This is a genomic window from Citrobacter sp. wls619 (assembly GCF_005281345.1).
GTDB lineage: Bacteria > Pseudomonadota > Gammaproteobacteria > Enterobacterales > Enterobacteriaceae > Citrobacter.
Window position 1 is genome coordinate 28,585 of the sequence record NZ_SZXJ01000058.1, and the last position, 23,583, is coordinate 52,167.

Sequence of the window (23,583 nt, forward strand, 5' to 3'; positions counted from 1 at the left end):
TCTTAGAGCCTGGTAAGTCACCTGCTGGTGTTTAGATCTTTTTGAAGATCACCGAACCGTTGGTGCCACCGAAGCCGAAGGAGTTGCACAGTGCGTATTCCATGCCGCTAACCTGGCGCGCCTCGTGCGGAACGAAGTCCAGGTCACAACCTTCATCCGGGTTATCCAGGTTGATGGTTGGCGGAACTGCCTGATCGCGCAGCGCCAGAATAGAGAAAATAGACTCTACCGCGCCCGCAGCACCCAACAGGTGTCCGGTCATGGATTTGGTTGAACTGACCATCACGCTACGTGCAGCATCACCAAACACCGATTTCACGGCCTGGGTTTCTGCTTTATCACCTGCTGGAGTGGACGTCCCATGCGCATTGACATAGCCAATACGACCAGGTTCAATCGCCGCATCACGCAGAGCATTGACCATCGCCAGTGCAGCACCTGCACCATTTTCCGGAGGTGATGTCATATGGTAAGCATCGCTGCTCATACCAAAGCCAACCACTTCAGCATAGATTTTTGCGCCACGTGCTTTCGCATGCTCGTACTCTTCCAGTACCACCATACCAGCGCCGTCGCCCAGCACAAACCCGTCACGCTCTTTATCCCACGGACGGCTTGCCGCTTGCGGGTTATCGTTACGCGTAGACAGCGCACGTGCTGCGCCAAAACCACCCACACCCAGCGGTGTACTGGCTTTTTCTGCTCCACCCGCAACCATCGCGTCTGCATCGCCGTATGCAATGATACGCGCGGCATGACCGATGTTGTGCACGCCTGAAGTACAGGCCGTGGCGATGGAGATGCTTGGCCCTTGCAGGCCGTACATGATGGTCAGATGACCCGCCACCATGTTAACAATCGTCGACGGAACGAAGAACGGGCTGATCTTACGCGGTCCACCATTTACCAGAGAGGTATGGTTTTCTTCGATAAGACCGAGACCGCCAATACCGGAGCCGATAGCGGCGCCAACACGGTGAGCGTTCTCTTCCGTAATTTCGAGGCCAGAATCCTGCATGGCCTGAACGCCAGCGACAATTCCATATTGAATGAAGGCATCCATCTTGCGCTGTTCTTTGCGCGAGATAATGTCGTCACAGTTAAAATCCTTTACTAAGCCAGCAAATTTCGTTGCATAGGCGCTAGTATCGAAATGGTCGATCAGGCTGATGCCACTCTGACCGGCAAGGAGAGCTTTCCAGGTAGACTCTACGGTATTGCCGACAGGAGACAACATGCCCAGTCCGGTCACAACTACACGACGCTTAGACACGGTTGTCCTCCAGGGAGGGAAAAATAATTCAAGTGGGAAAAAAAGATAAAACTCAGGCGGTCGAATGACCGCCTGGAGATGTTCACTTACGCCTGGTGGCCGTTGATGTAATCAATGGCAGCCTGAACGGTAGTGATTTTCTCAGCTTCTTCGTCCGGAATCTCAGTATCAAACTCTTCTTCCAGAGCCATTACCAGCTCAACGGTGTCAAGAGAATCCGCGCCCAGGTCTTCAACGAAGGAAGCATTGTTGGTAACTTCTTCCTGCTTAACGCCAAGCTGTTCGCCGATAATTTTCTTAACGCGTTCTTCGATAGTGCTCATACTCTTAAATTTCCTATCAAAACTCGCTTTCGCGATGGTTTTCGTAGTGTATAAAATGTTGAAAAATTTGCAACTAAATCCCGGCAGGTCTTACCACGATTTTACGTTATTTTGAGGCCATTCGCCCTAATAACGCAAATATTTTTCAATCGTGGTTAAACCATGTACATCCCGCCGTTGACGTGCAAAGTCTCACCAGTGATGTAACTTGCTTCGTCGGAAGCTAAAAATGCAACCGCGCTGGCGATTTCCTGAGCGCCACCAAGGCGACCCGCAGGAACCTGCGCCAGAATACCCGCACGCTGATCATCAGACAGCGCACGCGTCATGTCCGTTTCAATAAAGCCCGGAGCAACAACGTTTACAGTAATACCACGAGACGCGACTTCACGCGCCAGTGATTTACTGAAGCCGATCAGACCCGCTTTCGCCGCAGCGTAGTTAGCCTGACCCGCATTTCCCATGGTACCAACCACAGAACCGATAGTGATAATACGACCATGACGCTTTTTCATCATAGCTCGCATTACCGCTTTTGACAGACGGAAAACAGATGACAGGTTGGTTTCGATGATATCGTTCCACTCGTCATCTTTCATGCGCATTAACAGGTTATCACGAGTAATCCCGGCATTATTGACCAGGATATCGACTTCACCAAATTCTGCACGAATATTTTCCAGAACAGATTCGATAGATGCAGGATCGGTCACATTCAACATCAGACCTTTGCCATTTGCACCTAAGTAATCGCTAATGGCCTGCGCGCCGCTTTCGCTGGTTGCAGTACCGATAACTTTCGCGCCACGGGCAACGAGTGTCTCAGCAATTGCGCGGCCAATGCCACGGCTTGCACCGGTAACCAGCGCGATTTTTCCTTCAAAACTCATGGTTTTCCTCTTTTATTGCTCTAGCGCCGCAGACAACGCCGCCGGCTCATTCAGTGCCGAAGCAGTCAGGGTGTCAACAATACGTTTCGTCAAACCGGTGAGAACTTTACCCGGACCGACTTCATACAGGTGCTCTACGCCCTGAGATGCCATAAATTCAACGGTCTTAGTCCACTGAACCGGGCTGTAAAGCTGACGAACCAGCGCGTCGCGGATAGCATCGGCGGTGGTTTCGCACTTCACGTCAACGTTGTTCACAACGGAAACAGTCGGCGTGTTAAAGGTAATTTTCTGCAGTTCAACAGCCAGTTTCTCGGCTGCAGGCTTCATTAGCGCACAGTGAGATGGAACGCTAACCGGTAACGGCAACGCACGCTTAGCGCCAGCAGCTTTACAGGCCGCGCCTGCACGCTCTACCGCTTCTTTGTGCCCGGCGATAACCACCTGACCCGGTGAGTTAAAGTTTACCGGTGAAACCACCTGACCTTCAGCAGACTCTTCGCACGCTTTCGCGATAGCGGCATCATCCAGACCGATGATAGCAGACATGCCACCAGTGCCTTCCGGAACGGCTTCCTGCATAAATTTGCCGCGCAGTTCAACCAGGCGCACGGCATCAGCAAAATTGATAACACCTGCACACACCAGCGCAGAGTATTCACCCAGGCTGTGACCTGCCATCAGCGCAGGTGTTTTACCACCCTGCTGTTGCCATACGCGATACAGCGCGACAGATGCCGTTAACAGCGCTGGCTGCGTCTGCCAGGTTTTATTCAGTTCTTCTGCCGGACCTTGCTGAGTCAGAGCCCAAAGATCATAGCCCAGCGCCGCTGAAGCTTCAGCAAAAGTTTCTTCAACAATTGGGTAGCTTGCTGCCATATCAGACAACATTCCAACGGTTTGAGAACCCTGACCAGGGAACACAAATGCAAATTGCGTCATGTTAAAATCCTTATACTAGAAACGAACCAGCGCGGAGCCCCAGGTGAATCCACCGCCGAAGGCTTCAAGCAATACTAACTGCCCTGCTTTAATTCGCCCGTCGCGGACGGCTTCGTCCAACGCGCACGGTACGGAAGCAGCGGACGTATTGCCGTGTCTGTCCAGCGTGACGACGACATTATCCATCGACATACCCAGTTTTTTCGCTGTTGCACTGATAATGCGAAGGTTTGCCTGATGCGGCACCAGCCAATCCAGCGCAGAACGGTCGAGATTATTTGCTTCCAGCGTTTCATCAACGATATGAGCAAGTTCGGTAACCGCAACTTTAAAGACTTCGTTACCCGCCATCGTCAGGTGAATCGGGTTTTCCGGATTCACGCGATCGGCATTAGGCAGCGTCAGCAGTTCGCCATAGCTACCGTCAGCGTGCAAATGGGTGGAGATAATACCTGGCTCTTCTGATGCACTCAGTACAACCGCACCCGCGCCATCACCAAAAATAATGATCGTCCCGCGATCGGTGGGATCACACGTGCGCGCCAGCACATCCGATCCGACAACCAGCGCATGTTTGACTGCGCCAGATTTTACATACTGATCGGCAACGCTAAGCGCATAGGTAAAACCAGCGCAGGCAGCTGCAACATCAAACGCCGGACAGCCTTTGATCCCCAGCATACTTTGGATCTGGCATGCCGCGCTTGGAAATGCGTGGGTTGATGACGTGGTAGCAACCACAATCAGACCAATTTGTTCTTTGTCGATGCCGGCCATTTCAAGTGCACGGTTAGCGGCGGCAAAGCCCATCGTCGCAACGGTTTCATTTGGCCCAGCAATATGGCGTTCGCGGATACCTGTACGAGAGACGATCCACTCATCAGATGTCTCGACCATTTTTTCCAAATCGGCGTTAGTACGCACTTGTTCAGGCAGATAGCTGCCAGTACCAATAATCTTCGTATACATGTACGCTCAGTCACTTTTTGGTTATATACCGCCACGAGCAAATCACTGGTACGTTGACAGCACCCTCAGTCGCACTGTTACCTGTGCACTCGTGAGTTGATACTTTCGTCACCGTCCAGCAGTTCGAATCCAGCTGGGTATACAGATTCCAGGCGAGCGGCAATTCGCTGAGGAACTTGTCGCTGCACCGCCTGCACTGCCTGTTCAATCGCGACTTCAAATGCTCGCTGATTGGCAGCACCATGACTCTTAATCACCGTGCCGCGCAATCCTAACAGACAGGCGCCATTATACTGGTCGGGGTTGAGGTGACTAAATCGCCTTGTCAGGCTTTTTTGTAACCAACGTTTTAATAACAGCAGCCACCACGACCGTTTTTTGCCCTCACCCTGAGATTTCAGCAGTGAAAGGAACATTCTGACAACACCTTCCATCGTCTTTAATGTGACATTACCTGTAAAGCCGTCACAGACCAACACATCCGTTTTGCCAGTCAGCAACTCATTGGCTTCAAGATAGCCGATATAATTGATAGAAGGGATTGTTTTTAGCACAGCAGAAGCATCCCGAATACTGTCGAGACCCTTAGTTTCTTCTTCGCCGATATTGAGTAACGCAACGCGAGGATTGGCAATCCCAACCACCTCTTCTGCCAACACGGAACCCATGACGGCAAATTGCACCAACATCGTACTGTCGCAATCCACGTTGGCACCCAAGTCCAGTACCACCGTTTTGCCCTTTTGCTGATGCGGTAGAACCGTGACCAGCGCAGGACGCTCAATACCCTCAAGGGGTTTGAGCAAGAGTTTCGCAAGACCCATTAGTGCGCCCGTATTACCAGCGCTGACACAGGCTTGCGCTCGACCTTCTTTCACGAGCTCCAGGGCGACACGCATTGAGCTTCCACGACTGGCGCGGATTGCTTGCGAGGGCCGGGCATCACTGGCAATAACTGACTGAGCAGGGATAATCTGCAGACGTGAACGTTGTTCGAAGTCAGCTTTGGCAAGTGATGGCGTGATTGTATCGGGATCCCCGACTAAAAGAAGAGTGAGTTGCGAATTAGAATTCAGTGCCTGCAATGCTGCAGGCACTGTCACGGTAGGGCCAAAATCTCCCCCCATGACATCTAACGCCAGGGTTAGACGTGTCAAGGTATCGTCGCTGCCCGGTTAGGTATTTCCCCAGTTACCCGGGGAAAGCCTCACTAAGCTTCATCACGCTTGTACTCTCTGTCTTTCTCACCGAAGTGGGAAATCCATTGAGTCATGCGTGATTACTTAGCGATTACCTTACGGCCACGGTAGAAACCGTCGGCAGTGATGTGGTGACGCAGGTGTTGTTCACCAGAAGTTTTGTCTACAGACAGGCTGGTGACTGCGGTCAGAGCGTCATGAGAACGACGCATGCCACGTTTGGAACGGGTTGGTTTATTCTGTTGTACGGCCATGGACCTTACTCCTCAATTACTTACGCTTTAAGCTGGCTAATACGGCAAATGGGTTTGGTTTTTGCGCTTCATCAGGCAATTCGCCAAAGACCATGTCCGCCTCGGACACTTCACAGTGTTCAGAATCATGCACCGGAACTACCGGCAAGGAGAGGATAATCTCATCTTCAACCATTGCAAGCAGATCGATTTCACCGAATTCGTTAACCTCAATCGGCTCATACGCTTCCGGGAGTGCTTCAGCCTGCTCGTCAGAACGGACAGGACTAAAACAATATGTTGTGTGAACATGAAGTGGGAACGGTTTCCCGCAACGCTGACACGCGAGCGTAACCGAAACCTTTGCATCACCGGTTATAACGGCAAGGCGCTGGTTATCGATAGCGAACGACATGGAGCATTCCACATCACTGTCCACACTGACTACAGAATCGGCGACGCGCTCAACCAGATCAGAAGTATAGATACCTTCATAATCGAGGCGTTTTTGAGCCGTACGAACCGGATCAAGAGTCAGGGGTAATTTTACCTTTTGCATAGGGCGCGCATATTAACTTTGTAACGTCATAGAGTCAAAGAAAAAGGCAGCCTGTGGTTGCCTTTTGCCAATAATTCGCACACATTGCGGGTCATCGACTTAAAATCGATCACGACAAGCCATCGCAGCCAGCTTGAAGGACGAAGTCCATAGTTTAAAATGGCTCTCATCATTACGCTATATGCGGGGGAAAAAATATGCCTCAACTTATTCTTGCGTCCACCTCTCCCTGGCGTCGCGCTTTGCTCGAAAAATTGGCCATCCCGTTTGAATGCGCAGCCCCAGAGGTCGATGAAACCCCCTTACCCGGCGAAACACCCCGGCATTTAGTGTTACGCCTGGCACAGGAAAAAGCGCAATCTCTTGCCCATCGGTTTCCAACACATTTGATAATTGGGTCTGATCAAATTTGTGTTCTTGATGGTGAAATAACCGGCAAACCGTTAACGGAAGAAAACGCCAGACAACAATTAACGAAAGCCAGTGGCAATATTGTCACTTTTTACACCGGACTGGCGCTTTATAATTCAGCGAACGGTCACCTACAAACCGAAGTTGAACCGTTCGATGTCCATTTCCGCCATTTAAGTGAAATGGAAATTGAAGATTACGTACGTAAAGAACGCCCGTTACATTGCGCTGGAAGTTTTAAAAGTGAAGGATTAGGTATCGCGCTCTTTGAGCGTCTGGAGGGCCGCGACCCGAACACACTGATTGGCTTGCCGCTGATCGCGTTGTGTCAGATGTTGCGCCGGGAAGACATGAACCCGTTAAAAGCCTAGTTAATTTTCCTGATGGCGACGCGGGGCGTCTTACCAGGCCTACGGCGCATTGCGCGATGGTAGGCCTGGCAAGCAACGCGCATCAGGCTTTGCTGCGTAATACCTCAAGGCAGCGTTTCAGCTGATTATCCATCGGTGCTTCAATACGCATAACCTCACCCGTACCGGGATGGGTAAACTTCAACGCAGCAGCGTGCAGAAACAGACGGTTCAACCCCGTACCCGCCAGTTGCTTATCGAACTCACGGTCGCCATAGCGGTCATCAAATGCAATCGGATGCCCGGCAAATTGCGTATGTACACGGATCTGGTGAGTACGACCAGTTACCGGGCTACAACGTACCAGCGTGGCAAACGCATAGCGTTCTTCCACTTTAAAACGGGTTTCCGACGGTTTCCCTTCCTGATTCACCCGCACGATACGCTCACCGCTTTGCAGAATGTTCTTTAACAAAGGAGCCTGCACAGTTTTGACATGCGATTGCCACTGACCCCTTACCAGCGCCAGATAGTCTTTTTGCATCCCTTTTTCACGCAATTGTTCATGCAGTGAACGCAGCGCCGATCGTTTTTTGGCGACCAGCAGCACACCGGAGGTATCGCGGTCCAGACGATGCACCAGTTCAAGGAAACGCGCTTCCGGACGTAAAGCACGTAAACCTTCGATCACACCAAAGCTTAATCCGCTTCCGCCATGAACGGCAGTGCCAGAAGGTTTGTTAAGCACCAGAATATGGTCATCTTCATACAAAATGACATCAGTCAGCGCAGCGACCTTCTGCAAATTCGGAGAAATCGCTTCTTCTTCACGCTCAGCGACACGCACAGGCGGAATACGCACAATATCCCCGTCTTCGAGTTTGTACTCGGGTTTGATGCGTTTTTTATTCACCCGCACTTCGCCTTTACGCAAAATGCGATAAATCATACTTTTCGGCACGCCTTTGAGCTGGGTGCGCAAAAAGTTGTCGATGCGTTGCCCTGCTTCATCGGCAGTAATGGCAACTATTTTTACGGCTGGAGTCTCTGTTTTCATGGGGGCCGATTTTAAATAGCCATCAAGATTCGCGCCACACATTTTTCTATGCTTATATTAACTGCTATACCCGATGACTTAAGTTTGACATAACCGATTTGGTGGTTATTAAAGCAATCACCAGGCGGAAGTGTAAAAACTGTGAGTAACCGGGTGATAAATGGCAAAAGTCATCTTGCTATAACAAGGTTAGCAGTGGAATAATGAGCTTGTTTCCGTGTTGAATCTTGTTAAAACAAGAACTTTTCCGGAATGACCCAATTTTGCCCGACCGATCATCAACGCAGCAATGGCGTAAGACGTATTGATCTTTCAGGCAGTTAGCGGGCTGCGGGTTGCAGTCCTTACCGGTAAGTGCTCTATGGATTTCGCGTTGTAGGAAGGCGGCAAGTCTGGGAACCCCCAGAAGCTTACTCCTGTAAGTGTCTGGGGTGAGAAGATGAAGCCAACGCACCAACAGCGTGAAAGACGACAAGCACAATGGAAGCTTCTCTGGAGAGTAATACCCAGACTGTTCCCCTGATAATTGCGCTGTGTTTCCGTATGAAATACAGGCAACCGACACTCTGCGCCTCTTTGAGCTGACGATAACCGTGAGGTTGGCGACGCGAATAGACACGAGGCCATCGGTTCACACCCGGAAAGGCATTTCTCTGCCCGCAGCTTAGTCGTCAATGTAAGAATAATGAGTAAGTTACGATGAAAAGAATGTTAATTAACGCGACTCAGCAGGAAGAGTTGCGTGTCGCCCTTGTAGATGGGCAGCGTCTGTACGATCTGGATATCGAAAGTCCTGGACACGAGCAGAAAAAAGCCAACATCTATAAAGGTAAAATTACCCGTATTGAACCGAGTCTGGAAGCTGCTTTTGTTGATTACGGCGCTGAACGTCACGGTTTCCTCCCGTTAAAAGAAATTGCCCGCGAATATTTCCCCGCAAACTACAGTTCCCACGGCCGCCCCAACATTAAAGATGTGTTGCGTGAAGGTCAGGAAGTTATCGTTCAGATAGATAAAGAAGAGCGCGGAAATAAAGGCGCAGCACTGACAACCTTTATCAGTCTGGCTGGCAGCTATCTGGTTTTGATGCCAAACAACCCGCGTGCGGGCGGCATCTCTCGTCGCATTGAAGGCGACGACCGTACCGAATTAAAAGAAGCGCTGGCAAGCCTCGAACTGCCTGATGGCATGGGGCTTATCGTGCGTACCGCGGGTGTCGGCAAATCCGCCGAAGCGCTGCAGTGGGACCTGAGCTTCCGTCTGAAACACTGGGAAGCCATTCAAAAAGCAGCTGAAAGCCGCCCTGCCCCGTTCCTGATCCACCAGGAAAGCAACGTCATCGTTCGTGCTTTCCGTGACTATTTACGTCAGGATATTGGTGAAATCCTTATCGATAACCCGAAAGTGATGGAGATGGCGCGTCAGCACATCGCCGCGCTGGGTCGTCCGGATTTCAGCAGCAAAATCAAACTGTACACCGGTGAAATCCCGCTGTTCAGCCACTACCAGATTGAATCGCAGATTGAATCCGCCTTCCAACGTGAAGTGCGTCTGCCTTCCGGCGGCTCAATCGTTATCGACAGCACTGAAGCGCTGACTGCTATCGATATCAACTCCGCACGCGCAACCCGCGGCGGCGATATTGAAGAAACGGCGTTTAACACTAACCTTGAAGCTGCCGATGAAATTGCGCGTCAGCTGCGTCTGCGTGACCTTGGTGGCCTGATCGTCATCGACTTTATCGATATGACCCCGGTTCGCCACCAGCGTGCGGTAGAAAACCGTCTGCGTGAAGCCGTCCGCCAGGACAGAGCGCGTATTCAGATCAGCCATATTTCTCGCTTCGGTCTGCTGGAAATGTCCCGTCAGCGTCTGAGCCCGTCGCTGGGTGAATCCAGTCACCACGTCTGCCCGCGTTGCTCCGGCACCGGTACCGTGCGTGACAACGAATCGCTGTCGCTCTCCATTCTGCGCCTGATCGAAGAAGAAGCGCTGAAAGAGAATACCCAGGAAGTTCACGCGATCGTCCCGGTACCCATTGCGTCTTATCTGCTCAACGAAAAACGTACTGCGGTCAATGCCATTGAGACGCGTCAGAATGGTGTACGCTGTGTGATCGTGCCAAACGATCAGATGGAAACGCCGCACTATTCCGTACTGCGTGTACGCAAAGGGGAGGAAACGCCAACCCTGAGCTATCTGCTGCCGAAACTGCACGAAGAAGCGATGGCGTTGCCGACGGAAGAAGAATACGTCGAGCGTAAACAACCTGAACAACCAGCACTCGCCACCTTCGCGATGCCTGATGTTCCGCCTGCCCCGTCGCTACAAGAACCCGTTGCTAAACCTGTCGCTGCGCCAAAAGTTGCCGCAACAGCTGCCGCAACAGCCGCACAGCCTGGTTTGATTAGCCGTTTCTTCGGCGCGCTGAAGTCTATCTTTAGCGGAAGCGAAGAAGTGAAACCGGTGGAGCAACCTGCACCGAAAGCCGAAGAAAAAACGGAACGTCAGCAGGATCGTCGTAAGCCGCGCCAGAACAATCGCCGCGACCGCAACGAACGCCGTGATAACCGCGACAACCGTGGCGATCGTGACAACCGCAACGAACGTTCAGAAAACGGCGAAAACCGCGATGAAAATCGTCGTAATCGTCGTCAGGCGCAGCAGCAGAATGCTGAAACGCGTGACAACCGCCAGCAGTCCAGCGATGTGGCAGATAAAGCGAAATCCGGTGACGAGCAGCAGGCTCCACGTCGTGAGCGCAACCGCCGTCGTAACGATGATAAGCGTCAGGCGCAGCAGGAAGTTAAAGAGCTGAATCTGGCTGAACAGCCTGCGCAGGATTCTGAGCAGGAAGAACGCGTGCGTCAGCCGCAGACTCGTCGTAAACAGCGTCAGTTGAATCAGAAAGTTCGATTCACCGACAGCGCGCCGGTTGAAGCCGAAGTGGCCACTGCAGTCATGGTTGCTGAAACCGTCATTGCTCAACCGGTTGAACAGTCCGCACCGGCTCAACGTACCGAACTGGCTAAAGTCGATTTACCTGCAGTCGTTGCACCAGAGCAGGAAGACAACAACGAAGCACGTGATACCAACGGTATGCCTCGTCGCTCGCGTCGTTCTCCTCGCCATCTGCGCGTAAGCGGGCAGCGTCGTCGTCGCTATCGTGACGAACGTTATCCGGTTCAGTCGCCGATGCCGTTAACGGTTGCCTGTGCTTCTCCTGAATTAGCATCCGGCAAAGTCTGGATTAGCTACCCTGTTGCCCGTACTCAGGACATGCAGGTTGAAGAACAGCGCGAGCAGAAACTGGAGCTGGAACAAAACGCATCTGTGGCGGTAGAGCCTCAGATCGCTGCTGCTGTCGTTGAGCACATTGCGGACGCCCCTGCGCCAGTTGAAGCCGCTAAGCCAGAGGTGACCATTGTTGAACCTCAGGCCGCAGTTGTTGAAACCGCACAGGTTGAAACCACGCATCCGGAAGTTATAGCTACTCCGGTTGAGGAACAACCGCAAATTATCGCTGAGTCTGACGCACCCGTTGCCGAGGAGACCGCTGCGAAAGCCGAACCTGTCTCTGAAGCCGTGATTGCGCCGGTTGTCGAGGCGCCTGCGGAAGAAGTTATTATTTCTCAGCCAGAAGTGGTTGCAGAGACTGCAGAAGTTGTGGAATCAGCGCCTGTTGTTGAAACCGTGCCAGTTGTTGAAGAAGTTGCAGCGCCGAAAGAAGTTGTTACAACGCCTGTCGTTGAAGCCGCAGTCGTTAAGGCTGAAGTTATCGCAACCAGCGCTGATGCGGAACATCTTCACAGCCATGCGACCGCACCGATGACTCGTGCACCAGCACCGGAATATGTACCAGAAGCGCCGCGTCATAGTGACTGGCAGCGCCCTGCTTTTGCCTTTGAGGGTAAAGGTGCAGCAGGCGGACACAGTGCCAGCCATCAGGCAACCGCGCCAGCAACGCGACCGCAGCCTGTTGAGTAAGTCATAGGCAATGAAAAAGCCGACCTCAGGGTCGGCTTTTTTTATACGTCGTGAACGCCCCGCATCCCCGTTACCTGTGGCATAACATCTTTCATCAGCGCCAGAAATTTGCGTAAGCGGGTTGGATAATAACGAGCCCAGGGATAAACCAAATGCACGGGCAATGACGACGCATGCCAGTCAGGTAATAGCGTAATCAATCTTCCGCAGGCGATATCGTCTTCAACCATCCAGCTTGAGACAAGCGTAACGCCCAGCCCCGCAAGTGCAGCATTTCTGGCGACATAAATACTGTCGGTACTTAATCTGGGAGAAATATTCAACGTGATAGCGTCGTTACGCCGGTGGTGAAGTAACGACACGCTGTGCTGATAAAATGTATTTACCGCGATCCAGGGCAGCGCTGATAGCTGTTCAGGGTGAGTCAAAATTCCACATTGTGCGAGAAGCTCAGGGCTTACCACCATACTTCGCGGGACTTCAGCCAACAATACCGAAACCGTTGCCGGATCGACCTCAGCCCCAACCCGAATTGCGCAGTCGATATTGTCGCTGAGAAAATCAACGGTCTTATCATTCAGCATCCACTCAACGGATAACTGTGGATAGCGGGAAAGGAACTGCAGAAGCGGTTCAAGGAGTTGCTGTTGGCCGAACGCATGCGGTGCCCGAACCCGCAACGTCCCCACCGGTTCATCCTCCGTGATGTTCAGTCCGTCCTCCAGCGCCAGCCAGGCATCAATAATGTGTTTGGCATGCTGATACCCGCGTTCACCATCATCAGTCAACTTCATTGCATGGGTGGTACGCATAATCAGCTTAACGCCCAACAGCGTCTCAAGGGATTGTAACCGCCGACTGACGGTTGCCTGGGTGGTACCCATTTGCTTTGCCGCCGCGGAAAGCGAACCAGCCTCGACGATACGCACAAACGTGCGCATCAATTCCACCCTATCTATACGTTCAGTTTTTATCATTTAGTCATTGTTCATACGTGTAACGTATAACTGTTTTACCACTGCGCTCGCTACCGTGCTACCGGTTGAAGGATAAAAATAGCCGCACATCCCGTGATTGAGGAATCATTTGTGAACACACACACCACACTTTCCCGTTGGGTTATTTTTGTTCTGGCACTGGGCGCTGGATTCAGCGTTGCCGCAATCTATTATGCCCAGCCTCTTTTACCTTTAATGGGCCAGGACCTGGCCTTAAGCATCACCGGCATGGGGCTGGTGCCAACGCTCACCCAGGCAGGATACGCACTGGGCATTTTGTTTTTGTTGCCGCTGGGCGACCGCTATGACCGCCGGACATTAATCCTGCTTAAAAGCGTCTCTCTTGCCGCATTGCTGTTGGCCTGCAGCTTTACCGGGCAGTTGCATTCACTACTGCTGGTGAGCTTATTGATGGGAATGGCAGCGACCATGGCTCAGGATATCGTGCCAGCCGCAGCCATCCTTGCGCCTGAAGGCAAACAGGGAAAAACAGTGGGTACCGTCATGACTGGTCTTCTGCTGGGGATCTTACTCTCACGGACCATCAGCGGGCTGGTAGGTGAAGCCTATGGCTGGCGGGAAATGTATCAACTTGCCGCCGTCAGTATTGCCGTGATTGCCGTACTGATGTGGAAAATGCTGCCCCGCTTTACGGTCCATTCCGCGCTGAGTTATCCGGCATTAATGTTCTCCATGGCGCAACTGTGGCGACGTTATCCTGCACTGCGCCGGGCGGCGTTGGCGCAGGGCTTTCTGTCCATTGCCTTTAGCGCCTTCTGGTCAACACTGGCGGTTATGCTCTCTGAGCATTACCACATGGGCAGCGCGATGGCGGGAGCATTTGGTATTGCAGGGGCAGCCGGAGCGTTGGCAGCCCCTATGGCAGGCCATCTGGCAGATAAAGTAGGTGCCGGGCGGGTAACACAGTTGGGCGCGCTGTTAGTCACGCTTTCATTTGCACTGATGTTCTTGCTTCCGGCCCTGCCAGTACAGGGGCAGTGGCTGCTGATTGCCTTGTCGGCGATAGGCTTTGATCTCGGACTGCAATCCAGCCTGGTCGCCCACCAGAACCTGGTTTATAGCCTGGAGCCTCAGGCAAGAGGTCGTCTGAACGCGTTGCTATTCACCATGGTGTTTATCGGCATGGCGCTGGGTTCTGTACTCGGAAGTCAGGTCTATGCGCTGGCAAACTGGGAAGGCGTGGTGACACTGGCCACTTTCAGCGGCGTTGTTGCGCTGGTAATTAGACTGACCGGTAAATTACCTGTTAGCCAGACAACTGCAGCCTAAAAAAATGCCCGCTCCGGGGTGTATGTGGAGCGGGCTGACAAACATATCCAGTTTCATGATATGTTTCAAAAAGGGTCGTTACCGGTTGAGCTGGAACAGTGACATTCCCTGCATATCGGTAAACGTTTTATACGATGCCTGTAGCGCAGCCTGCTGCATCACATACGAAGAAATCGCCGCATTCCAGTCAACATCAACCAGATTGCTCATCTGTTGCGTTTGGCCCAACGCGCGATCGGCACCCAACGAGTCCAGAGCGCTAAGTTCACTGAGTTGCGTACCGAGTTCAGCACGAACAGACAGCACATTATTCAGTGAGTTCTTCAGACCACGGTTGGATTTATCGATGGCGGCTTTGGCTGCATCTTTAGCCGCATCATCGCCTTCAATCGGCGTTTTCAGGGCTGCAATAGCGGTATCCAGCATGACGAATAAGTTCGTTTCTGACTTGCTTCCATCTGGCTCTGGAACCGCGTTGCTGGTCACCGAGTTAAAAATCTTATCCCCGGTATGACCAATCACCATTGAGCGAGCGGCATCGACCTGTTGGGTGATATTTTGCGTTCCACCACTATAGGTACCATCAGTCTTGGCAAATGGCGGCGCTTCCGTTTTGTAGCCGCCAAAGATATAGCGACCATTACCGTCGGTGCTGTTCGCCAGATTCATTAACTGATCGCGGATCCCTTGCAAATCAGTTGCCAACGATGCCCGGTTATCATCACTCAATGTACCGTTGCCAGCATTGACAATTTTTTCCTGTGCCGCGGTAATCGCGGTCGTCGCCCGGCTTAACACGTTCTCTTCCAGTGACACTTTTTGCGTCGCGAAAGTACGCGCCAGCGTATATTGGCTGTTCTGCGCCTGAGCCTGTGAAAGCACCACAGCCTGTGATGCGGCAATCGGATCGTCAGACGGGTTGTTCACGCGTTTCCCCGTTGACATCTGCTCGCCAAATTTCAACCATTCAGCCTGAGAGTTGGTGATGCCGCGCATATTCTGCTGGTACATCATCTGAGTACTGATACGCATTGAGTTCCTCTCCCTTAGCGAATATTCAGCAGTGCATCAAAGAGCGAATTCGCCGTTTGCAGTACCTGAGCGTTGGCCAGGTAATACTGCTGATAACGCTGCAAATTGCCGTACTCTTCGTCGAGGTTCACCCCGGAAATAGACTGTTGCTGATTTGAAAGCTGCGTGACCACGTTGTTTTGCGTGGTGCTGCTGGTTTTTAAGGTCGCCGTTTTGTTCCCGACATCGCTCACCAGCGTAGCGTAAGCATCGTTAAAGGTTTTATTCCCGATGGTTGCCTTGGTTTGCAGATCCAGCAGTTTCTGGCCGTTACGGTTATCGCTTTTTCCTTTATCAACATCGGGATCAGCGTCATTTTTGGACACTTCAGCCATGGCGATTTTCGACTCATCGGTCACCGCCACTTTCATATTAATAATGGCGTCCCCCACGGGTTTCACCGTAAAGCTGTCATTTGCCACCGCACCATTTTTGACGGTGATTTCCAGCCCATCAAACGACATTTTTCCGCCAGTGACCGTCGGCTTAAAGCTGGTATTGTCAGCCAGACGGGTTACCTGCCAGTCAGTACCATCAAACGTAATTTTATAGTCGGTTGCCTGCACCGACGAGCTGTCCGTCATTTTAACATCAAGCGCACCGGTCCCTTTATTCTTCGTATTGCTAAGGACTGCCGGGCCACCAATATCGAAAAAGTTTTTGCCCGGGTCGCCGTTGGCATCAAAACCTTCTTTGTGCTGCGTGTTAAACGCATCAGCAAAGGCGAGGGCCAACTGACCAAGGGTATTACGCGTCTGGTCGAGTTCCTGCGAACGGAACGTCAGCAGCCCGCCCAGCGAACCGGTCGTGATCAACTTTTCCGGGATGGCAACTTCTCCGGCCACGCCGTCAACATAAGCGACGGTCGTGCGAGAGGGATCATCGCTGGAAGGTACAGCGGCCAGTTGGCGAGCATTGCTGCCTTGCACCAGCGAATAGCCATTCGCCATGGTCACGTTATAGGTGCCGCCGTCCTGAATGCTGACTTCCACACCGACAATCTTGTTCAGATCACTCACCAGTTGATCGCGCTGATCGAGCAGATCGTTCGGTGATGCACCTGCGCCAACGCCTGTCAAACGGGAGATTTGGTCGTTAAGGCTGGCAATTTGCTTCGAATAGTTATTGATCTGATCGACGCTGGCCTTAATCGCAATATTGACCTGCTTATCCTGATCGCGCAGATATTGGTCCGTCGTTCTGAACTGATTGACTAAGCCATCAGCTTTACCGATAAGTGCCTGACGCGCCGCCGGATCTTCTGCGTTACTCACCAACGTCTGCAGGCTGGTAAAAAAGCCCTGCATCGACGTTGAGATCGAACTGGTTTTGCTGGCGAGCAGGTTGTCGATTTTTGACATTTGCTCATAACGTGTCGTCAGACCGCTGCTCTGGTTCTGCGCCGCACGTAACTGATTAGTAATAAATGAGTCATACTCACGCTGTACGCCAGAAACATAGACACCGTTGCCGACCCAGCCCCCCGCACCCAGCGTGCTGTTCGCTTGCGCCATAATTGTCGTTTGTCGGGTATAGCCGGCAACGTTATAGCTGGAGATGTTATTACTGGCAGTGTTCAACGCGGCCTGCGCTGCGCTGAGTCCACTCATCGCGTTATTAATCAAGCTGGACATGGAGGTTCCTTGTAATCCTTCAATACTCGGTATTATCGGCAGCAGGTCAGCAGACTTGAGCTATTTAAAAGAGATTATCGAGATTCGTGCTGTAGGTTTTACTCACCTTTTCGCTCATCGATTTTAGCTGCTGGATCATGCTGGTTAATTTGCGCGCATAGTTAGGGTCAGTGGCGTAACCCGCATTCTGCAATGCCTGGGCACCCTGCTCAGCGGTCGCGGCACCGGTCACCGCGGCGTAACGCGGATTGCGGGATATCAGACCGACATAATCCGACAGTGCTTCAAGATAGGAGCTATAAACACGGAATTTCGCTTTCACTTTTTTCGCCTCACCGTTTTCGTATTCGGTGGTGGTGATTTCAGTGGTCGGCCCTTTCCAGCTTCCCGAGGCTTTCACCCCAAAAATGTTAAAGCTCGGCTCGCCGTTCTCCCGTCGAATTTGTCGTTGCCCCCACCCGGACTCCAGCGCCGCCTGCGCCAGAATCAGATGATGCGGCACCCCGCTTTGCTGACTCGCCAGCTTAGCCGGCAGCGATAGCTGAGCGAGGAAATCTTTACTGTCACCTGACAGCGGCTCATCATTGCTTTCCGTCGCCCGGGGAATGGCTTTACGCACCAGTTGCGTCAGCGCCTGATTTTGATAGCTGGTCACCGTTTCCAGCGAGAATTTCATCGGCACCTGCGGCGCATCATCCGCAGGTTGCCCCTGCCCTTGCGTCATCTGCTTGACCATCATTTCTGCCAGTCCCAGACCTTTTCCTGCCGTCATCTGCTGGGCGATCTGTTGGTCATACATACTGGTGTATAAACGCGTGGAGTCGCTGCTAAACACACCGTCTTTTGGCAACGCCTCGCGCATACTTTTCAGCATCATCTGCACGAACATCCCTTCAACCTGGCGGGCGACCGGGCGGATATTTGCCGCCGGGTCCTGACCCGCTTTCGCTTTCAGTTCGTTCAGTGATTGTGCATCCCAGGCTGCGCTGGTCAGCAGTTTGCTATCACCAATCATCAGATGATTTCCAGTTTGGCGCGCAGACAACCCGCACTTTGCATGGATTGCAGGATAGACATCAGATCCATCGGTGTTGCCCCCAGCGCATTCAATGCACGTACGACGTTGTTCAGGTTGGCGCTGGAACGAACGCTCTGCAACGACCCACCGCTCTGGCGCAGATCGATCTGCGTTTGTGGCGTCACCACGGTTTGTCCACCACCAAACGGGGTATCCGGCTGGCTGACGTTCGCCTGGCGGTTAACCGTAATCGACAGATTGCCTTGTGCAACAGCGCAACTATCCAGCGTCACTTCACGGTTCATTACCACCGATCCTGTACGGGAGTTAATAATCACCTTCGCGTCCTGCGGCGTGACGTTCACTTCCATATTCTGGATATCCGCGAGGAAACGTACCTGCGAGCTATTGCCACTCGGAACGCGTACCTGGATCGTGCGTGCATCCAGCGCAGTCGCACTGCCAAATCCGCGAGAGCGGTTGATGGTGTCGGTTATCTGCTGCGCCATGGTGAAATCTTCATTATTGAGCTGCAGATTAATGGTGTTACCGCCACCAAACTGGGTAGGCAACTCGCGTTCAATAATGGCACCGTTGGTGATACGCCCACCGTTGAGCTGGTTCACCTGGACACTACTCCCCCCCGCTGCGGCGCCTGCACCACCGACCAGAATGTTCCCCTGCGCCAACGCATACACCTGGCTATCGACCCCTTTCAGCGGCGTCATCAGCAACGTCCCGCCACGCAGGCTTTTGGCGTTACCCATTGAAGAGACCACCACATCGATGGTTTGTCCCTGACGCCCAAACGCCGGGAATGACGCGGTAACCATCACTGCCGCCACGTTTTTCAACTGCATATTGGTGCCCGTCGGCACGGTAATACCCAGCTGCGAGAGCATGTTATTCAGCGTTTGCGTGGTAAACGGTGTCTGGGTGGTCTGGTCACCCGTACCGTCCAGCCCCACCACCAGCCCGTAGCCTATCAGCGAGTTTTCACGCACCCCCTGAACACTGGTCAGATCACGAATGCGATCGGCATGCGCAAAGGTGGTAGCCAGTACCAGTACCATTCCAACAAGAGTTTTAAACACTGGATACCTCGCTTACATCGGCGATAAATTAAGGAAGAAACGCTGCAACCAGCCCATATTCTGCGCCTCATTGATATAGCCGTTACCGACATATTCAATACGCGCATCCGCAACCTGCGTTGACGGTACAGAGTTGCTGCCGCTAATGGTGCGCGGGTTAACAACCCCAGAGAAGCGAATGAATTCAGTGCCCTGGTTAATGGCGATCTGTTTTTCACCCACGACATGTAAATTGCCATTCACCAGTACCTGGTCAACCGTCACGGTCAACGTACCACTGAAGGTGTTCCTGGCGTTCGCGCCACCTTTACCATTAAACGAGTTGCCGCCAGAAGCCTCTACGTCGGCACGCTCGTTGCCAAACAGCCCCTGCAGGTAACGGGGTACCGTGTCAAAACCAAAGTTAGTTTTGCCATCACGACTGGCATTCGCCGAGGAGCTTTTGCTCGCACTGACGTTTTCCTGCAATACGATAGTCAGCGTATCGCCAATATTGCGCGGACGGCGGTCTTCAAATAACGGCTGGTAGCCATAATTAATCGGCTGCGCAGACTGAAATATTGATCCATTCGCCACCGGCGTCGGGCCTGGAACGGGCTGGGCAGTCGTCGCACCCTGCACGAGCGGAGTCGCCGGGATCCAGGCACATCCTGTCAGTGAAACCACCAGCAGGGCCAAAATCGGGTATGGGTGAAGCGCGTATTTTCGCATTGCCTTCATCTTCAAAATCAGTGCGCCGGTGAGGCTTTCACCCCACCGGACGTCACTTTAGAGTTGCGTCAGTTTCTGCAGCATCTGATCGGTGGTCGATACCGCTTTACTGTTGATTTCATAAGCACGTTGAACCTGGATCATGTTAACCAGTTCTTCCGCCACGTTGACGTTTGAGGTTTCCACATAACCCTGGTACAACAGGCCCGCGCCGTTCAGCCCCGGCGTGCTTTCGTTCGGTGCGCCGGACGATTGCGTTTCGGTGTACAAATTCTCACCAATGCTTTCCAGACCGGTGTCATTCATGAAGGTCGTCAGGTTGAGCTGTCCCACCTGAACAGGCGCAGCCTGGCCCTGCTGAGTCACACTGACAATACCGTCTCGTCCAATGGTGATGCTCAGCGAGTTCGCCGGGATAGTGATTGCAGGCTGCACCTGAAAACCACCCGCCGTGACCAACTGACCGTTCTGATCCACCTGGAAAGAACCATCACGTGTATAGGCTGACGTCCCATCCGGTAACATGACCTGGAAAAAGCCCTGGCCTTTAATCGCCACATCTTTGCTGTTATTGGTCTGCGACAGATTACCCTGGCTGTGCAAACGTTCGGTCGCAACCGGACGCACACCAGTACCAATCTGCAAACCAGACGGCAGCGTCGTCTGTTCAGAAGACTGAGCCCCCGGTTGACGAATCGTCTGGTACAGCAGATCTTCAAACACCGCACGCTGGCGTTTAAAACCATTCGTACTGACGTTTGCCAGGTTGTTGGCAATCACATCCATGTTGGTTTGCTGCGCGTCCAGGCCGGTTTTGGCGATCCATAATGAATTGATCATAAAATGTCCTGTATTAACTCATCGACAGCAGTTGGTTGGCGCGGCCCGCGTTATCATCCACGCTACTGATAATCTTCATCTGCATTTCGAAGCGGCGAGCGCTGGCAATCATATCGCTCATCGCCGCAACGGGTTTGACGTTACTGCCTTCCAGTACGCCCGACATCACGCGGATGCTGGGGTCGGCTTGCAGTGTCGGTCCCCGGGTAGCCTGCGCGGCCGCACTCAGACGGAACATCCCGTCATCGCCACGTTGCACTTCACTTCCCGTCGCTTTAACCAGCTTCAGACGTCCTACTGGCGCCACCGTATTCGCGGGATCGCCTGGGTTGAGCGCCGAAATCGTTCCGTCTGCGGCGATAGTCACTTCCGACCCTTCCGGTACCGCTATCGGCCCAGCTTCGCCGATCACCGGATGTCCCTGAATAGTCAGCTCACCGGTTGGACTCACCTGAATAGCGCCATTGCGGGTGTATCCTTCGCTGCCATCAGCGGTCTGCACAGCCAACCAGCCATCCTGCTGCAAGGCCACATCCAACGGGCGGGAGGTATAATCCATCTGGCCTGGCGTCATATCGGCCCCAGGCGTGGAGGCAACCACCAGCGTACGCGTCGGCAGTGAAAGCCCTTCTACAGGAACCGCGCGCAGCGCGTTGAGCTGAGCACGAAAACCCGGTGTGGAGGCATTTGCCAGGTTGCTGGCCGTCACCGCCTGTTGATTCAGCGTCTGACTGGCCGCGCCCATGGCGGTATATATTGCGTGATCCATTAAGCCATCCCGTCAGGCGCTTAGCGCAGGTTGACCAGTGTGTTAAGGATCTGATCCTGGGTTTTGATGGTCTGCGCATTCGACTGATAGTTACGCTGAGCGACGATCATATTCACCAGTTCTTTACTCAAATCCACGTTAGAGGCTTCCAACGCACCGTTGGTCAGCTTGCCGAAGTTACCCGTACCCGCGGTACCCAGCAGCGCCACACCGGAGGCCTGAGTTGCTGCCCAGACGTTATCACCCTGAGACGCCAGACCTTCGTTGTTGGCAAAGTTTGCCAGCACGATCTGTCCCAGAACCTGTTTCTGTTCGTTGGAGTAGTTACCAACTACGGTACCGTCATTGTTAATCTGATAGCTCACCAGATCGCCTGGTTTGTAGCCGTCCTGGTTAGTGGCAACAATGTTGTTTGCCCCAGTGTTCTGCTGCATGGAGTTCTGGAAACTCATTGCGAAGGTGACGGCCGGGGCGCCATTGAGCGCGGCGGTAGTGATATCGAATGTACCGCCGCCGATTAACGCGCCATTGGTATCAAATTCCAGCGTGGACGTCGGTGCGGTTGGCACCGCAGCCTTAGGATCGCTGCTATCAATGGTATAGACAGCCCATTTGTTATCAGGCTGCTTTACAAAATAGGCGTTAACTTCGTGGGCATTGCCCAGGCTGTCATAAACGGTGACAGGGCCTTTTTTGTTATAGCTGTCAGCATCTTTCGGATCGAACTTTGTCGTTGTCGGGATTATTTTATCCGATGAGTTCAGGTTGATCTGCATTGAGGCCTTGCTGGTTGCCTGTGCCGCCATCAATGTATTGGGGATCGTGATCGGCCCCGGGTTCGCACCCTGCTGAACGGTCGGCGGCGTACCGGTCGCCGGATAGCCCGTCAGTTTCAGTCCCTGCATGTTAACAATGTTGCGGTTTTCATCGAGTTTGAACTGACCGTTGCGGCTGAAGAAAACGGAACCATTGCTGTCAACCATACGGAAAAAACCGTTCTGGCTGATAGCCACATCCAGCCCACGTCCGGTGTTGGTGGTGGTACCATCGGTAAAGTCCTGGGTAATACCCGCAACTTTAACGCCCAGACCCACTTTAGAACCGGCGAACATATCGGCAAAGGATGCCGTACCGGATTTAAAACCGTAGGTGGCGGAGTTGGCGATGTTGTTACCAATGACATCGAGGTTGGTCGCTGCAGCGTTCAGACCGCTGACCGCTTGTGAAAAGGCCATGACTTACTCCTGATAAGTGTGAAGGCTTAAATTATCTGCCGTACTTCGTCGAGGGTGGTGGTTCCATAGGTGCCCAGATCCAGTGTGTTACCGCCGTTACTGCGGATAACACCCTGCACCAGCGCAAACTGTAGAGGCTGCGCCACAAGCTGCGTTCCGGCGTTGCTGGCCGCAATCGAGACGTTATACGAACCGCTCGGCGCATCCGTGCCGTCCGTCATGGTGCCATCCCAGGTAAAGGTATGAACGCCCGCTTTCAACCCGCCAATATCAATGGTGCGTACCACCTTGCCGTCTTTATCGGTAATGGTTGCGGTAACCTTATCTGCCGGCTGCTGCAGCTCAACGCCAAACGGTGTCGTGGTCGTCGTGGCCCCTTCTTCGGTACCCTTACCGGTCAGAATCGTGGTCCCCGGGATCATGACGCCATGACCAATCAGCGTACTGGCCTGCAACGACTGGCTGCTATCGATCTGTCCGGAGATCGATCCCAGCGTGGTATTCAATTTTTCGATGCCGCTTACGGTACTGATTTGCGCTAACTGGGTAGTCAACTCATTGTTTTGCAGCGGGTTGGTTGGGTCCTGGTTTTTTAGCTGCGCGACCAGAAGCGTCAGAAAGCTGCTTTGCAGATCGGCCGCGTTGCTCCCGGTCAGCGAACTTTTGCCAGTGGCAGCATTAACACCCGACGTACTCGGGTCATTCATTTTTACAGCAACGGACATATGCG

The 23,583-nt window shown here is 52.9% G+C and carries 22 protein-coding genes; 3 read left to right on the forward strand and 19 right to left on the reverse strand.

Annotated elements, in window-relative coordinates:
• Positions 1–31: 31 nt before the first annotated feature.
• The 8 genes from fabF to yceD all read right to left on the reverse strand — a co-directional run bounded on the left by fabF (position 32) and on the right by yceD (position 6,388).
• Positions 32–1,273 (reverse strand): beta-ketoacyl-ACP synthase II, encoded by a 1,242-nt coding sequence (gene fabF / locus FDX19_RS12930; RefSeq protein WP_005129014.1) that lies wholly within the window; start codon positions 1,271–1,273, stop codon positions 32–34.
• Positions 1,274–1,359: 86 nt separating this feature from the next.
• Positions 1,360–1,596: an acyl carrier protein gene (acpP, locus tag FDX19_RS12935; RefSeq protein ID WP_000103754.1), complete on the reverse strand. Its 237-nt coding sequence runs from the start codon at positions 1,594–1,596 to the stop codon at positions 1,360–1,362.
• Between the two features lie 155 nt (positions 1,597–1,751).
• The gene (gene fabG / locus FDX19_RS12940; protein ID WP_003036255.1) at positions 1,752–2,486 is read right to left on the reverse strand and encodes a 3-oxoacyl-ACP reductase FabG; all 735 of its coding nucleotides are present in this window, start codon (positions 2,484–2,486) and stop codon (positions 1,752–1,754) included.
• Positions 2,487–2,498: 12 nt separating this feature from the next.
• Positions 2,499–3,428 carry an ACP S-malonyltransferase gene (gene fabD / locus FDX19_RS12945; protein WP_137383024.1) on the reverse strand — a complete coding sequence of 310 codons (930 nt, stop codon included), beginning with the start codon at positions 3,426–3,428 and terminating at the stop codon, positions 2,499–2,501.
• 15 nt (positions 3,429–3,443) lie between these two features.
• Complete coding sequence (gene fabH, locus FDX19_RS12950) at positions 3,444–4,397, reverse strand: beta-ketoacyl-ACP synthase III (protein WP_005129019.1); 954 nt, start codon at positions 4,395–4,397, stop codon at positions 3,444–3,446.
• Between the two features lie 77 nt (positions 4,398–4,474).
• Entirely contained in the window at positions 4,475–5,554 is a 1,080-nt protein-coding gene (gene plsX, locus FDX19_RS12955; RefSeq protein ID WP_137383025.1) for a phosphate acyltransferase PlsX, read from the reverse strand.
• 122 nt (positions 5,555–5,676) lie between these two features.
• Positions 5,677–5,850 (reverse strand): 50S ribosomal protein L32, encoded by a 174-nt coding sequence (rpmF, locus tag FDX19_RS12960; RefSeq protein WP_003036242.1) that lies wholly within the window; start codon positions 5,848–5,850, stop codon positions 5,677–5,679.
• Positions 5,851–5,866: 16 nt separating this feature from the next.
• A complete protein-coding gene (gene yceD / locus FDX19_RS12965) occupies positions 5,867–6,388 on the reverse strand; it encodes a 23S rRNA accumulation protein YceD (protein WP_137383026.1) in 522 nt (173 codons plus the stop codon).
• A 197-nt stretch (positions 6,389–6,585) separates the two neighbouring features.
• Here yceD and FDX19_RS12970 point away from each other — a divergent pair, with 197 nt between their 5' ends.
• Positions 6,586–7,170: a nucleoside triphosphate pyrophosphatase gene (locus FDX19_RS12970; protein ID WP_137383027.1), complete on the forward strand. Its 585-nt coding sequence runs from the start codon at positions 6,586–6,588 to the stop codon at positions 7,168–7,170.
• An 82-nt stretch (positions 7,171–7,252) separates the two neighbouring features.
• Here FDX19_RS12970 and rluC read toward each other — a convergent pair whose 3' ends face one another.
• Complete coding sequence (rluC, locus tag FDX19_RS12975; protein ID WP_170974373.1) at positions 7,253–8,206, reverse strand: 23S rRNA pseudouridine(955/2504/2580) synthase RluC; 954 nt, start codon at positions 8,204–8,206, stop codon at positions 7,253–7,255.
• Positions 8,207–8,905: 699 nt separating this feature from the next.
• Between rluC and rne the strand changes: the two genes are divergently transcribed.
• Positions 8,906–12,193 carry a ribonuclease E gene (gene rne / locus FDX19_RS12980; RefSeq protein WP_137383029.1) on the forward strand — a complete coding sequence of 1,096 codons (3,288 nt, stop codon included), beginning with the start codon at positions 8,906–8,908 and terminating at the stop codon, positions 12,191–12,193.
• Positions 12,194–12,234: 41 nt separating this feature from the next.
• On the opposite strand, the gene FDX19_RS12985 is transcribed toward rne, so the two are convergent.
• A complete protein-coding gene (locus tag FDX19_RS12985; RefSeq protein WP_137383030.1) occupies positions 12,235–13,170 on the reverse strand; it encodes a LysR family transcriptional regulator in 936 nt (311 codons plus the stop codon).
• Positions 13,171–13,281: 111 nt separating this feature from the next.
• Between FDX19_RS12985 and FDX19_RS12990 the strand changes: the two genes are divergently transcribed.
• Positions 13,282–14,481 (forward strand): MFS transporter, encoded by a 1,200-nt coding sequence (locus tag FDX19_RS12990; protein ID WP_137383031.1) that lies wholly within the window; start codon positions 13,282–13,284, stop codon positions 14,479–14,481.
• Positions 14,482–14,559: 78 nt separating this feature from the next.
• On the opposite strand, the gene flgL is transcribed toward FDX19_RS12990, so the two are convergent.
• The 9 genes from flgL to flgD form a co-directional block, all read right to left on the reverse strand.
• A complete protein-coding gene (gene flgL, locus FDX19_RS12995; protein WP_137383032.1) occupies positions 14,560–15,513 on the reverse strand; it encodes a flagellar hook-associated protein FlgL in 954 nt (317 codons plus the stop codon).
• Positions 15,514–15,527: 14 nt separating this feature from the next.
• Positions 15,528–17,186 carry a flagellar hook-associated protein FlgK gene (gene flgK, locus FDX19_RS13000; RefSeq protein WP_137383033.1) on the reverse strand — a complete coding sequence of 553 codons (1,659 nt, stop codon included), beginning with the start codon at positions 17,184–17,186 and terminating at the stop codon, positions 15,528–15,530.
• Between the two features lie 64 nt (positions 17,187–17,250).
• Entirely contained in the window at positions 17,251–18,201 is a 951-nt protein-coding gene (gene flgJ / locus FDX19_RS13005; RefSeq protein WP_137383034.1) for a flagellar assembly peptidoglycan hydrolase FlgJ, read from the reverse strand.
• Positions 18,201–19,277 carry a flagellar basal body P-ring protein FlgI gene (locus FDX19_RS13010; RefSeq protein WP_137383046.1) on the reverse strand — a complete coding sequence of 359 codons (1,077 nt, stop codon included), beginning with the start codon at positions 19,275–19,277 and terminating at the stop codon, positions 18,201–18,203. The genes flgJ and FDX19_RS13010 overlap by 1 nt, the downstream gene beginning before the upstream one ends.
• A gap of 33 nt (positions 19,278–19,310) precedes the next feature.
• A complete protein-coding gene (gene flgH, locus FDX19_RS13015; protein ID WP_003836756.1) occupies positions 19,311–20,009 on the reverse strand; it encodes a flagellar basal body L-ring protein FlgH in 699 nt (232 codons plus the stop codon).
• Between the two features lie 57 nt (positions 20,010–20,066).
• The gene (gene flgG, locus FDX19_RS13020) at positions 20,067–20,849 is read right to left on the reverse strand and encodes a flagellar basal-body rod protein FlgG (protein WP_005129045.1); all 783 of its coding nucleotides are present in this window, start codon (positions 20,847–20,849) and stop codon (positions 20,067–20,069) included.
• A 13-nt stretch (positions 20,850–20,862) separates the two neighbouring features.
• Positions 20,863–21,618, reverse strand: a complete 756-nt coding sequence (locus FDX19_RS13025; protein ID WP_048211227.1) for a flagellar basal body rod protein FlgF — start codon at positions 21,616–21,618, stop codon at positions 20,863–20,865.
• A gap of 20 nt (positions 21,619–21,638) precedes the next feature.
• Entirely contained in the window at positions 21,639–22,853 is a 1,215-nt protein-coding gene (gene flgE, locus FDX19_RS13030; RefSeq protein ID WP_137376453.1) for a flagellar hook protein FlgE, read from the reverse strand.
• 26 nt (positions 22,854–22,879) lie between these two features.
• Positions 22,880–23,578, reverse strand: coding sequence for a flagellar hook assembly protein FlgD (flgD, locus tag FDX19_RS13035; RefSeq protein ID WP_137383035.1), 699 nt, complete (start codon positions 23,576–23,578; stop codon positions 22,880–22,882).
• Between the last annotated feature and the right edge of the window lie 5 nt (positions 23,579–23,583).